14 protein-coding genes and 1 pseudogene are annotated in these 11,038 nt (G+C 55.9%); 4 read left to right on the top strand and 11 right to left on the bottom strand.

The window, feature by feature from the left end:
- Positions 1–26 precede the first annotated feature (26 nt).
- Entirely contained in the window at positions 27–461 is a 435-nt protein-coding gene (locus H6G62_RS08460; protein WP_190494030.1) for a hypothetical protein, read from the top strand.
- On the opposite strand, the gene H6G62_RS08465 is transcribed toward H6G62_RS08460, so the two are convergent.
- Positions 458–871, bottom strand: a complete 414-nt coding sequence (locus H6G62_RS08465) for a hypothetical protein (protein WP_190494032.1) — start codon at positions 869–871, stop codon at positions 458–460. The genes H6G62_RS08460 and H6G62_RS08465 overlap by 4 nt on opposite strands.
- Before the next feature lie 303 nt (positions 872–1,174).
- Between H6G62_RS08465 and H6G62_RS08470 the strand changes: the two genes are divergently transcribed.
- Positions 1,175–3,433 carry a pentapeptide repeat-containing protein gene (locus tag H6G62_RS08470; protein WP_190494035.1) on the top strand — a complete coding sequence of 753 codons (2,259 nt, stop codon included), beginning with the start codon at positions 1,175–1,177 and terminating at the stop codon, positions 3,431–3,433.
- 134 nt (positions 3,434–3,567) lie between these two features.
- Positions 3,568–4,668: a WD40 repeat domain-containing protein gene (locus tag H6G62_RS08475; protein ID WP_190494036.1), complete on the top strand. Its 1,101-nt coding sequence runs from the start codon at positions 3,568–3,570 to the stop codon at positions 4,666–4,668.
- A 208-nt stretch (positions 4,669–4,876) separates the two neighbouring features.
- Here H6G62_RS08475 and H6G62_RS08480 read toward each other — a convergent pair whose 3' ends face one another.
- The 4 genes from H6G62_RS08480 to H6G62_RS08495 all read right to left on the bottom strand — a co-directional run bounded on the left by H6G62_RS08480 (position 4,877) and on the right by H6G62_RS08495 (position 8,128).
- Positions 4,877–5,788 (bottom strand): branched-chain amino acid transaminase, encoded by a 912-nt coding sequence (locus H6G62_RS08480; RefSeq protein WP_190494038.1) that lies wholly within the window; start codon positions 5,786–5,788, stop codon positions 4,877–4,879.
- Between the two features lie 213 nt (positions 5,789–6,001).
- Complete coding sequence (locus H6G62_RS08485) at positions 6,002–6,463, bottom strand: DUF6691 family protein (protein ID WP_190494040.1); 462 nt, start codon at positions 6,461–6,463, stop codon at positions 6,002–6,004.
- A 124-nt stretch (positions 6,464–6,587) separates the two neighbouring features.
- Positions 6,588–7,004, bottom strand: coding sequence for a YeeE/YedE family protein (locus tag H6G62_RS08490; protein ID WP_190494041.1), 417 nt, complete (start codon positions 7,002–7,004; stop codon positions 6,588–6,590).
- A gap of 131 nt (positions 7,005–7,135) precedes the next feature.
- Complete coding sequence (locus H6G62_RS08495) at positions 7,136–8,128, bottom strand: hypothetical protein (protein ID WP_190494043.1); 993 nt, start codon at positions 8,126–8,128, stop codon at positions 7,136–7,138.
- A gap of 151 nt (positions 8,129–8,279) precedes the next feature.
- Here H6G62_RS08495 and H6G62_RS08500 point away from each other — a divergent pair.
- Positions 8,280–8,452, top strand: a pseudogene (locus H6G62_RS08500) (transposase); the annotation flags it as partial.
- Positions 8,453–8,641: 189 nt separating this feature from the next.
- On the opposite strand, the gene H6G62_RS08505 reads toward H6G62_RS08500, so the two are convergent.
- The 6 genes from H6G62_RS08505 to H6G62_RS08530 form a co-directional block, all read right to left on the bottom strand.
- Positions 8,642–8,914, bottom strand: a complete 273-nt coding sequence (locus H6G62_RS08505; RefSeq protein ID WP_190494045.1) for a hypothetical protein — start codon at positions 8,912–8,914, stop codon at positions 8,642–8,644.
- 39 nt (positions 8,915–8,953) lie between these two features.
- Positions 8,954–9,181 (bottom strand): type II toxin-antitoxin system VapB family antitoxin, encoded by a 228-nt coding sequence (locus H6G62_RS08510; protein ID WP_190494046.1) that lies wholly within the window; start codon positions 9,179–9,181, stop codon positions 8,954–8,956.
- Positions 9,182–9,212: 31 nt separating this feature from the next.
- Entirely contained in the window at positions 9,213–9,779 is a 567-nt protein-coding gene (locus H6G62_RS08515; RefSeq protein ID WP_190494071.1) for a Uma2 family endonuclease, read from the bottom strand.
- Positions 9,780–9,908: 129 nt separating this feature from the next.
- Positions 9,909–10,151, bottom strand: a complete 243-nt coding sequence (locus H6G62_RS08520) for a YgiT-type zinc finger protein (protein ID WP_190494048.1) — start codon at positions 10,149–10,151, stop codon at positions 9,909–9,911.
- Between the two features lie 227 nt (positions 10,152–10,378).
- Complete coding sequence (locus H6G62_RS08525) at positions 10,379–10,597, bottom strand: hypothetical protein (RefSeq protein WP_190494050.1); 219 nt, start codon at positions 10,595–10,597, stop codon at positions 10,379–10,381.
- Between the two features lie 128 nt (positions 10,598–10,725).
- Entirely contained in the window at positions 10,726–10,908 is a 183-nt protein-coding gene (locus H6G62_RS08530) for a hypothetical protein (protein WP_190494052.1), read from the bottom strand.
- Positions 10,909–11,038: the final 130 nt, after the last annotated feature.

Here is an 11,038-nt window from a genome sequence, read left to right on the forward strand (position 1 = left end):
GGGGTTTGTTATGGAGAGATGGTGTCGTGAACCAACCCGGATTTCGCCAAATCCAGTTCAATCTGTCGGGGCTGGGCTGTTGGCTCACGCTGTTTGGCGTGATTTGGCTGCTGGGGGCGGTGGGGCTGGGGTGGCTGATTAAGTCCCTGGCCGTAATTGTGGTGTTGATTCTCCTGATCCCCGTCTTTGCCTTTGTGGGGCTACGGTTTTGGCTGAAGCGTAACCTGGTTCAGGCCAATTGCCCCGTCTGCACCGCACCCCTGACGGGATTGAACAAGGCCGCCACCCAATGCCCCAACTGCGGCACCGTGCTAACCACCACCCGCGATGGATTTCAGCGCCAGACCGAAGCAGGCACCATTGACATCACGGCGGTGGACGTAGTGGATATCACCGCAGATACCATCACCCTAGACCTCCCGCCCACCCTGCCGGGAGGGGAAGATGACCCTAGGGGCTAATCTTGGCTAATGGTGAGTTGGTAGGTGGTGGCCACGGGGTTGGTGTTGCCAACGTAAAAATTGTAGCGCCCGCGATTGAGCAGCCCCGGCGCGTTGACCGTGCCCGCCGAACCATTCGTGGTGTGGCACTCCCTAAAGCCGTTGGGGCCTTCAATGAAGAGGGTGATCCCAGCACTACCACTCACGTTGACATTAACGGCAACGAAGTCTTCCCGCACATCTAGCACCTGGGTGGCCTGGGTGGAGAGGAACCCACAGGCGGAGGACTGGCTAGGTGTGACCGATCCCTGGGCTTGAACCGGTTGGGTTAAGGGGGTTGGAACCACGGACTGAGCCACTGCGGCCCCGCTGGCGGCGGCCATGGTGAGGGCGACGACCGACATGGCCAGGGTTTGACGAACCGTTTTCATCACGCTACGGCCTCCTTGGCCCAGAATCTAATGCATCGCTCCGGTGAGTCACCTCAGACTGAGTGGCTTTGGGGCTAGCCTGGTGGCTTATCTCTATGGTAGGTAGCCCCGATGAGGATGGCCAGTGGGCTATGCCAGTTTTCGGAGTGCCTCGTCTTGTTCTTTCAGGGCCACTTGCTGTTGGCCTAGGCGATCTTCATGTAGATGTGTCAAAGAGATGTGTCAAAGGGATGCGCTAAAGTTCTGTGCTCAGAATCGCTATGGGGTGCTAAAACAGAAGGCACTATCACCCAATCGTGGACTATGGCGCAGACTTCCCATCCCCAATCCATGGCAACTCCCGTCTCGGCGGATCGGGTGACGGGGGTGCTGTCCAATCGTCATAGCTTGGCTCTGCGGCGGCTGCTGGCCTGGGGGTTGGAGGTGGGTTTACTGGTGGGATCGGCAGCGGTGCCTTGGGTCTTGGGAGAGGTCGTTCGCCAACGGATCGAGGCCGATTTGGTGCCGCTGAATCCAGTGTCTCAGGGGGTACAGGAGGGGCTGGCCCGCACCCTGGGACGGCCTCGACCAAGCCTGATCCAGGCGGTTCCCGTAACCACCAACTTGCTCTGGTTTAGCGGGGTGCTACTGCCCCTCGCGCTGACTGGCGTACATCTGCATCAGGTGGCCAAAATCGGCAGAAGCTGGCCCAAGGCTTGGCTAGGGCTGCAAGTGGTGACGCTGGAAAACGGGATGCCCGGTTATCGGGTAGCACTGCTGCGGGAGGTCGTGGGGCGAATGGGTTGTCCCCTAGGAGCGGCGTATCTGGTGTGGCTAGGCAGTGGCACCCTGCTCACCGCAACGACCGGGGGTGGCATGGTGCTGGCCTGCGCTCTGGCCCTGGGGGCCACGGGGTTTACCAACCAGTCTCGACGCGCCTGCCACGACTACCTGGCGGGGACTAAGGTGCTGTTGCTGCGGGGGGGGCAGTTACCTGTCAAGCATCCCGTTCACCATGCCGAAGCCAAAACTGCCACGGTGGATCTATCTCCCGATGGCACCGTGGCTCCCCTGGGGGCACAAACGGCCCTAGTCCGGCCCACGGTGGCCACAGCGGCCCATCGGTTGTTTCCCTTTGCCCAGGCCCAACTGCTCACCATGACCCAGGAAGAGGGAGGGCTGCGAGCGATTGTGCTGTCCCCGCTGGAGGAAGCCCAGCCTCGGCGGTGGTGGCGTGGCTTGTCCTGGGGCTGGACACTGGGGATGGCGGGGGTTGTCCTGACGTTGGCCCTAGGCTATGGTCTGCGGCGGCAAACCCTGGTTGGCCCTATGTCTGTTGTGATGCCCAGGGCTAACGACGATCTCTTCTTGGCCTTGGTGGAAAACCTGAGCCTGAGGGCCAATACCTTCCAGGATCAACAGGCCGCTGCCTTGGCCCTGGCCAGCAGCCAAGATCCCAGGGCCATTACGCTCCTGGTCGATCTCTTGGCCCAGACGGGGAATCCGGCTTTGATGGACACGATTCAGCAGGCCCTCGTCACCCTAGGGCCACCCGCCCTGCCCCACCTCCAGCGCCTCAACCTTACCCTGGCCAACGACATTGTGGCCCTGGCCCCCGACCAGCGCTTGATTGCCCAACTGCGCCAGCGTACGGTGAAGCGCACCCTGGCCAAAATTCTCGTTCTCCACAGTGGCCAGTTCCAGGGGGCCGACCTCAGCGGCACCAACTTGGCCCATGTGCCGGAGGGGCCAGATACCTTCACCCTGGTGCTAGAGCAACAGCACCTAGCTGGAATTCGCTGGACGGAGGCGGTATTGTCTGGGGCGCGGTTACGCAAAGCGATCCTCTTCGACCCAGGGCCAGATGGTCGTAACGACACCTTTGACGACTGGATTTCCGACTTCAGCCGATCCGACCTGACCGAGGCCAGCTTGGTGGCAGCCCAACTGCGCCACACCCTGTTTCGCAATGCTAGCCTGCTGCGAGCCAACCTCAGCAACGCCCAGGCCCAGTATGCCGATTTCGCAGGGGCTAATGCCAGCAGCGCTCTCTTCATCGCCGCCGCCGCAGACCAGGCCCACTTCCAGGGCACCAGTTTGGCCGGAGCCGATTTCACCGAGGCCCAACTCACCCAGGCCAATTTCACCGCAGCCCGCCTGAGAGAGGCGATTCTGGCTGGGGCCAATCTCACCCAAGCCACCTTGGCCCGCGCTGACTTGAACGCCGCCGACCTGCGGGATGCCAACCTCAGTGAGGCCAACCTAACGGAGGCGGATCTCAGCCACAGCCGCTTGACCCAGACCAATCTGCAAAACGCCAACTTGCAAAACGCCAACTTGCAAAATGCCAACCTGCAAGATACCGTGCTGACCGGAGCAAATTTGACCGGGGCTAACTTTGCTGGAGCCGTTTTCTTTACGACGGCTGCACCCCCGGTGGACGGATTTATTGCCACCCTAGCCGATCCCGAAGCGGGGAGTGCCCTGGCGGCGGTTGATTTTTCCAAGGCGCAGAACCTCGATGCCGACCAGTTGGGGTATATCTGCCAGCAGGGGGGCATTCACCCTGTCTGTGGGCGCTAGCGTTGAACCAGCAGGGGCGATGGAGGGAAGGAAACTTCGTCGGTAGGGGAGTTTCGGAAATAGAATACAGACAGGGTGTAGTCAACTGCCATTGCAGACCTATGTGACCTATGCAGCCTGAGCCCCCTCTCGTCATGCATTCTTCTCCCTCCGACTCCGTGCCCCCAAGCCATGGTTGGGGTGATCGCTTCAATCTAGATCCGGCTGCCCTCGGTAGCGATAGTTCCCTCAACCCGGTAGAGCCCCTCGACCTGGTTGATATGGCCCCTATGGGGCAGCCCGCCGATGAGGGGATCCCCTCCCCCCCAAGGATTTCGCCCTATACCGCCCATCGCTGGGCCTGCACCCGAGTGATGACGGGGCACCATAGCTGGGTGCGCACCGTGGCCATTAGCGCCGATGGAAATTGGATGGTGAGCGGCGGCGGCGACAAAACGGTGCGGGTCTGGCATTTAGCAACGGGCACCCTGTTATATACCTTGAGCGGCCATCGAGCCTGGGTGCGGGCGGTGTCCATCCATCCCGATGGCCAAAGCTTTGCCACCGTCAGCAACGATAGCGCCATTTCCCTATGGCGTCTACACGATGGAGAACATCTGGGCCAATACCAAGGCCATGGGTGTTGGGTGCGGGCTATTGCCTTTGGACACCAGGGGCGGTATCTCTTCAGCGGTGGCCAAGATAGTCACATTTGTGTGTGGCGAATGGCGGATCAAGCCCTGACCCAGACCCACCGTTTTGCAGACCACACCCATTGGGTGCGCACCCTAGCCGTTAGCCCCGACGGCACCACCCTGGTCAGTGGTAGCCAAGACCACACGGTGCGCCTCTACCGTTTGCGGGGTAAGGGGCGTAACCACGTTCTGCGAGGGCACCAAAGCGAGGTGCTTTCGGTGGCGGTGAGCCCCAACAATTGGCTATTGGCCAGTGCCGGGGCAGACTGCACCGTGCGGTTCTGGAAACTCAACAGTGGCCGCCAAATTACCGCCTTTCGAGCCCACAGCGCCCCAATCAACAGTCTGGCCTTTAATGAGGATGGACGGTTCTTGGCCACCGCCAGCAACGACGGCACGGTACGGCTGTGGCACATCGGCCAGGGTAAGCTGATCGCGATTCTCAAGGGCCATGAGGGGCGGGTGTGGTCGGTGTGCTCGGTGCCCAGATCCAATGGCATCCCCAGATGGGTGAGCGCTGGCTGGGACGGCACCCTGCGCCTATGGGAATACCAAACCTAGGCAGGTGGAGCCAAGGCGATGTTGCTTTGCGGAACGTTGTGGCTCCCTTAAAGTTGGGTCACTACGGTTGGGTTCCTACCGTTGGGTCATGACGGTGATACTCAATCCGGCTTGGTTGTCCCCGGTATCAGCGGTCGAGGAGACCTCGCCCCTAAGGTTTGCTGGGCTGGGAACCGGGGTTATCTAATTCGGATTTGGTATTAGACCACTACAGCGCCACCCGGAAAATCCAGGGGTCGTAGGCGGGATCACGGCCTTCGGTGATGGCGGTAAGCTTGTCGCGCAGGAGGGTGGTGATGGGACGATGGGTGGGGGTGGTGTAGGTTTCCACCTGACGCACCGGGGTAATTTTAGCCGCCGTGCCGCTGAGGAAGACTTCGTCGGCAATGAACAGTTCCGTCTTGTCCACCGGGCGCTCTACTACCTCAATGCCCAGATCGCGAGCCAGGGTGAGAATGCTGTCGCGGGTGATGCCCTCTAGAATGTCCTGCTCAAAACCGGGGGTGATGAGCCTGCCGTTGCGGACAATAAACACGTTCATGCCAGAGGCTTCGCTCACCTTGCCCTGGGAATTCATCAAAATGGCTTCGTCAAAGCCCGATTCTACAGCCTCGGTTTTGGCCAGGGAGGAAGTGATATAAGCGCCGCTGATTTTGCCGCGCAGGGGCAGACTGCGGTCTTCCTGGCGATACCAAGAGCTAATGCGGCAGGAGACCCCCTCCGGCGAGAGATAATCCCCCAGTTCCAAGCCATAGACAAAGAAATTTTTCTCCACCTGGTGCAGCCGGGGAGAAATGCCCAGGTCGGAGGTGTAGACAAAGGGCCGCATGTAGAACGACACCTGGGGCTGGTTCTTCTTTACAAAGTCGATCAACACCGATTGAATGGTTTCGGCGGGGAGATCGTAGTTGAGTAACCGGGCACTGGTGCTGAGGCGCTGGCTGTGGCGATCCAGCCGAAACAGCAAAACCTGTCCTGGATGCTGGGGATCGGGAATGCCCCGCAATCCGCCAAAGGCTCCGGTGCCGTAGTGCAGGGCGTGGGTGGCGATGGAGATCTTCGCGTCGTTAAAATCCCGAAATTGGCCTTCAAAATAGGCAATGGGCAGAAAGTTGTGCATAACTACGGCTGGACTGGAAGGTTGCGTGATAGGGAAGTCTTTATCAGGATAGTGCCAATCCCTAAGCTTACCCCAACAAGTTCAGCCTTCTTTGAACTTTGGCAACCGCAGTGTTCCTCATCCAGGATCCACCGGATTGAGATGGCCATGCCCCAGCGACAAATGTACCAGCCGCAAACGTCCTGCCGGAGCCTGTTTTCTACGGTCTAGCCCTTAACTGGCAGGACTTTCCGGCGTTGGAGTCGTCTGGGGTGGGGTGCGATCACTCAGGCTCTTATAGGCCAGAGAGCCTGCAAGCATCGCCACGATGAACAGCACCGGGTTGAGGGAACCCAGCACCAGGGCCGTAATAGCGGGGCCAGGGCAATAGCCACCAATCCCCCAGCCAATGCCGAACAGCACCGCCCCAATCACCAGGGGTTTATCAATGTCTTGGCGGGTGGGCACATAGAACTTGCCGCCAAAAATGGGATGGGGCCGCTTGAGAATAAACCGGAAGGTCACCAGGGTCACCGCTACGGCTCCCCCCATCACAAAGGCGAGGGTCGGATCCCACGATCCAAAGAGATCGAGGAAACCAATCACCTTTTCGGGGTCAATCATTTGGGAATAGCCCAGGCCCAAGCCAAAGAGCAAACCAGAGATGAGGGTGATCATGTGCTGCTGAAGTTTCATGGATTGTGCCTTGTGAACGACTGATTTCTGTTGATTGGCTGAAACACAAACATTCTCGGTTGTCGGGATCTAGCCCTCACCCTAAATCCCTCACCTACATTGGGAGAGGGGCTGGGGGAGAGGACTATCCCAAAACATGGCGAGTGACAAACACTGTCACAAAGCCCGCCACCATAAAGCTAATCACCGCCACCAACGACCGCACCGACAGCCGCCCCAACCCACAAACGCCGTGACCACTGGTGCAGCCATTACCCATGCGGGTGCCAAAGCCCACCAAAAAGCCCGCAATTATCATGGTGATGGGCGTGAACCCGTAGGTTGGGGTGGGTTTGGGAGCCAGAACATATTCGTAGACCGCCCCACCGCCCAGCATCCCCGCGAGGAAAATCCAGCGCCAGCTTTCCGCACTGGCAAAGGTCATCACGCCGTTTACCATGCCGCTGATGCCCGCAATGCGCCCATTAAAGGCCAGCAGTACCGTGGCACTGAGGCCAATCAACCCGCCACCTAACAGGCCATACCACCAGTCAATTGCCATAGCATTCTCTCTACATTTACCACTTAACGATATAGTAATACGTTTGCGAAAAGATAGGGGAACCTAGGGAACAGGAATCTATCTGGCCTGGGACGGATTGTGGTTCTATCCTTCGCTCTCCGACTCCAGGGCTACGCTGTTCCCTCGGTCGATCCATCCGGGGGCGGGGGAATGATCACCCGAAAATCGGCATCAACAACGCCCTCGTCATCTAGATCGGGGGCATCAGAATCCTCGTCATCATAGGCGTCGCCATTGTAGCTATTGTCGTAAACATCGTCGGGGGGGGCGTAGATGCGGTCGGTTTGTCCAGAACCAGCCTGTTCGCGATAGCTGTAGGAGTAAATTGACCCGTCCCGATAGACCTGGGTGGGTGGTTTGGGGACGTCGTAGTCCCTGGTAGGGCGAGATTCTGGGCCGTAGGAGGCTGGCCGACCGTCGATGTCGTCCCAGCCTTCGGTGATTTCCTCTAGACTTTCCTCCACGGGGCTGACGCCAGAGGGACGGTAGGGGCGTGGATCGACGTCATCCCAGTCGTCGGTGATTTCCCGTAGAGATTCCTGCACCCGTGGGTCTGGGCCATCGTCTTGGCGACGACCAAACCAACTCAGGGGAGATCGGGGTACGGCTGGGGGGGGCGGTGGATTCGGGGATCTCGGCGGTGCCCCCGCTGGAGTCCGCTGGGGCTCTGGCTCTGGGCGACGGTGATCGTCCCAACTGTTCCACTGGGTGGGGGATTGCAGATCCGTCCAATCGCGCCAGGAACCATCGGTGACAGCAGATCGAGCGGCGGCATCTGCGGAGGATCTCACCCCTTGGCGACGGTCAAAGTCGCTAGGACGGGACGACTCGTTGGGGTTCGCAGGTTCGTAGAAGGGTTGAGGTTCGTACTTGTAACGATTGCGCGAGGATTCACCCCGATTGGGTGGCCCCACGATGGCATTCATGGCTAGGGTGGTCAATGCGCCGAGGAGAATGGCCAGCACCAGCCAAAGACCCACGGGCAAGGCTAAGGTGCGCCCACCCAGGAAAACCAAAGGCAAGCTGGGGGACCAATTTTGCAGGCCCAAGAGCAGCAGGATCCCCAGCGCCAGTAGTCCCACAACCAAACGCGTTGTTGCCATGGCCTAAATCCTATCGGTCAGCGGTTGTGCCTATCCTATCGCGACGGATGGGTAGCCTTGGTGCTTCGCTCAAAACCCTGATCCTCCACCCACCACACCGTAGGCTTGAGGTCTTCTCGCCGACCTCAAGCCCATCTACCAATCCGCCACCCAGTGGGATGAGCAGTACCCGGCGATTAGCCAAATCTGGCTGCGCCACTGGGACAACATTCCCTCTTTGCCTACCCCATGGATATCCGTAAGGCGATCTATACCACCCATGCCATTGAGTTCCTCCATCGCTCTCTGCGTAAGGTCATCAAGACCAAAGCCGTCTTCCCTGACGGGTAGTGCATTAATGCACTACCGTTGCATGTACCACGTCAGGCTTAGGGTTGAAATGATGCGATAAGGCAGCGTTAGAAACAGTATATCCAGTATCGATGACAGCTTGAATAACTTGTCTCTGCTGGTTCTCACCTAGAATATCCAGTTGAATGATGGCTTCTCGCTGTTCATTGACGCGGCCAGAAATCATGGTGCTGTTGGAGAGTGCAATCCGAAGCGATGTACAGCAGGATATCCAATCCGCAGGCCAAATATTTGGGCGTTAGGATGGTGTTTTAGTAATTGCTTAGCCGCCGTTAGGCTATCGTTAGCAATTTCAAAGGCTCCGGTTTCAATGTCGATGGCTACAATTTTGCCAAAGTTATCTTTCTCAACCTGGGAGCGCACTTGAGTTTCATAGAGCGTTTTGCCACGTTGAGCAAATTCTTCTTTGCTATATCGGGGTTGTCGGGCTGTCATAGATTAACCCTCCGATCCTAAGGTTTTTCTTATTGTAACTCAGGGGTTTCTAGTGGGTAAATGCGGGTGGTGCATTAGGGAAGTTCTCATCTCATCAAGGTTGCCATCCCAGGAGAGTTTGCCGCGAAAGGCTTGGATGGCTTCTGGGCGCTTAATTTGGATGAGCAGGGTTAGGGCTAGTTCAATGACCTGATCGGTTGCGGTTAGGCCAGTAGCTTGCAGGGCATCGGCCATGAGAGATTCGTCAACTTCTACATTGGTTTTCATCAGTAGGATGGGATTCTAAAAACACGATTATTCACTCTGCTTTCATTTTTAACCAGCTAAAGATTTGTTTGGCTGTTAGCTCTAAATCAATTTCCTCTAAAACGGTTAGCTTATCGTCTTGATGAAATAACTCTGGCTGTTGTTGCGGCTGAAAAACGATCACCGAACGATCTCCTGGGTCAACTAACCAACCAAGTTGACAACCATGTTTTAGACCATGCAAGATATTACCCGTAACCCGATTAGGACTTTGTTCTGGCGAGAGAACTTCAATCATCCAGTCCGGGGCAATAAGAACGTTATCTAATGGTTCTTCATTTTCATCTAGGGCAATATTGTCCCAGCGAAAGACGGATATATCTGGAATAATGGAGCGACCACCAAAGGTGCAACGTAATTCTGGAAAAGCATAGGCAATTTGCTGTGCTTCTGTCACCTCATTAATCGCGTTGATTATTTTACCCTGAAGTCTTGAATGGCGAGCTTTGGGCATTGGTTTGGGGATGATTTCACCATCGATATACTCACTAGCGGGCTTTGTCTCTGGTAAACTCAGAAACTCATCTAGGGTTAGTGCTGCGGATTTAGCGACAGTCATATTTCTTCCAGTCCATTTCAACGAACTGATGAGCTTGGATGCGGGGATTCTCAGCGTAGCATTTTCAAAAAATGCATCAGTTAAGGGGGGAATATCGGAGTAGTCGATGCCTTCTTCGTCCATGAGTTTTTAGGCTGATTTTAGATGGGCAACTGGAATTTTTTCGGTTCTTTCAGGAGATACAGATCCAGTGGCAACGGCATGGACGGCATGAAGGATATCGGTTGAATAGTATCGGTTGCCGCAGTTGTCGCAAACACCAATCACAATGTCTTCAAGAATGACGAATCCATCTCTATGCTTGAATGCTTCGCGTTTGACGGTTCGCGGTTGAACGGTGCCTTCGCAATACTCGCAAGCGTATCCATACATGATGATTAGCCCTCAAGTTCAACTATTTAATTGAAGATAGTGACGAATTATTTCTATGGCGAGGCTTTCTGAGGGGCTTAGAAACAATTTTCCTGCCGCTTTGTACCTGTCGTTTCCGTAAGTCCTCACAAATAGCCCTTAAGTCATACTCAAAGGCTTTTGCATGTTCTTCTCGGCTTTTGTAGATTTCTTCTGAAATTTCATCGTTCCACATGTCTAAGCTCCCATTAACTCGTCAGGTGTGCAAATTGTGGATGTTTGTTGTTAGCGGCTATATCTGCTTCTGCTTGGGCGATTAGGTGGTCGAGTTTTCCAGCGGCAACGTCGGATTCAAGTTGTCTATCCCACATTTCGTCGAGGTAGTCTTGAAGCCAGGTTGCTAAGGCACGAATTTCACTCTCTGGCAGTTGTTTGATTGCGGTTTCAACGTCTAAGCGGTTCGTCATGGGACATCCACCGTTGAAGGTTACGTTTATTTTAGCGCTGAGGTAGGTAGTGCATTGCGGCTAAGGTGATTGACTTCACGTTTTTAAGAGATATTAGTATCGTGAATATACCCTTGAAATGCAAGATTCTAGGCTGCGTAATCCTGCTTGATACCTTCTAGTTTTCTTACAAGTTCCTCGATACTGTTTTCTTTTGCACCTTCTAAGGCAAGGTCAACGTATCTAAGATCAGGCATGGTAGCATTTATATTTTTTGGCCTTGTGGGAACATAAACATAGGCTTCGTTAAGATGATATTGGCTGTCCTGCATTTTTATACTGACTTCCAAGGGATCTGGACAGTCATAAGTTCTGGACAGGGGTACTAAGTTACTAAGCTTTGGGAGACCTGAGGGGGCAAGGGGTTAAGCTTAGCGGCGATGAATTTAGGCAAAAGTAGAG

Source organism: Phormidium sp. FACHB-1136 (assembly GCF_014697375.1).
Taxonomy (GTDB): Bacteria; Cyanobacteriota; Cyanobacteriia; order Phormidesmidales; family Phormidesmidaceae; genus Nodosilinea.

What these genes read in the sequence shown, in the direction of transcription:
- H6G62_RS08465 (WP_190494032.1), bottom strand. Translation starts at nt 871, where the DNA reads ATGAAAACGGTTCGTCAAACCCTGGCCATGTCGGTCGTCGCCCTCACC.
- H6G62_RS08470 (WP_190494035.1), top strand. Translation starts at nt 1,175, where the DNA reads ATGGCGCAGACTTCCCATCCCCAATCCATGGCAACTCCCGTCTCGGCG.
- H6G62_RS08475 (WP_190494036.1), top strand. Translation starts at nt 3,568, where the DNA reads ATGCATTCTTCTCCCTCCGACTCCGTGCCCCCAAGCCATGGTTGGGGT.
- H6G62_RS08480 (WP_190494038.1), bottom strand. Translation starts at nt 5,788, where the DNA reads ATGCACAACTTTCTGCCCATTGCCTATTTTGAAGGCCAATTTCGGGAT.
- H6G62_RS08485 (WP_190494040.1), bottom strand. Translation starts at nt 6,463, where the DNA reads ATGAAACTTCAGCAGCACATGATCACCCTCATCTCTGGTTTGCTCTTT.
- H6G62_RS08490 (WP_190494041.1), bottom strand. Translation starts at nt 7,004, where the DNA reads ATGGCAATTGACTGGTGGTATGGCCTGTTAGGTGGCGGGTTGATTGGC.
- H6G62_RS08495 (WP_190494043.1), bottom strand. Translation starts at nt 8,128, where the DNA reads ATGGCAACAACGCGTTTGGTTGTGGGACTACTGGCGCTGGGGATCCTG.
- H6G62_RS08505 (WP_190494045.1), bottom strand. Translation starts at nt 8,914, where the DNA reads ATGACAGCCCGACAACCCCGATATAGCAAAGAAGAATTTGCTCAACGT.
- H6G62_RS08510 (WP_190494046.1), bottom strand. Translation starts at nt 9,181, where the DNA reads ATGAAAACCAATGTAGAAGTTGACGAATCTCTCATGGCCGATGCCCTG.
- H6G62_RS08515 (WP_190494071.1), bottom strand. Translation starts at nt 9,779, where the DNA reads ATGACTGTCGCTAAATCCGCAGCACTAACCCTAGATGAGTTTCTGAGT.
- H6G62_RS08520 (WP_190494048.1), bottom strand. Translation starts at nt 10,151, where the DNA reads ATGTATGGATACGCTTGCGAGTATTGCGAAGGCACCGTTCAACCGCGA.
- H6G62_RS08525 (WP_190494050.1), bottom strand. Translation starts at nt 10,597, where the DNA reads ATGACGAACCGCTTAGACGTTGAAACCGCAATCAAACAACTGCCAGAG.
- H6G62_RS08530 (WP_190494052.1), bottom strand. Translation starts at nt 10,908, where the DNA reads ATGCAGGACAGCCAATATCATCTTAACGAAGCCTATGTTTATGTTCCC.